The 252-nt window shown below is 52.8% G+C and carries 1 protein-coding gene; it reads right to left on the minus strand.

Features of this window, described 5'->3' with window-relative positions; genetic code table 11:
* A partial coding sequence (locus Q5762_RS39100) for a DUF1983 domain-containing protein (RefSeq protein WP_315897076.1) occupies positions 1–252 on the minus strand: 252 nt, incomplete at both ends.

Below are 252 nucleotides of genomic sequence, written 5' to 3' on the forward strand. Positions count from 1 at the left end.
GCTGATTCTCAATGCCAACACCCATGCCAGCAGCGTAATATTGCCCATTAGCGGCAATCTGAAGCTTCAACGTCCACGATGCACTGATCTGCCCATCCAGATCAACTAGAGTCTGCGAAGTCTCTTGAACGCTTGCGGATACATCACCAACGGCCGACTGTACCGTCTCCACTCGCTTACTTAGCGCATAGTCCTGCGTGGCAATGACGGTCTGAACAGTAGTGGTCCCTGCGAAAACATCGTTGTCCGCAG

Origin of the sequence: Streptomyces sp. P9(2023) (genome assembly GCF_032436795.1) — a bacterium.
Taxonomy (GTDB): domain Bacteria; phylum Actinomycetota; class Actinomycetes; order Streptomycetales; family Streptomycetaceae; genus Streptomyces.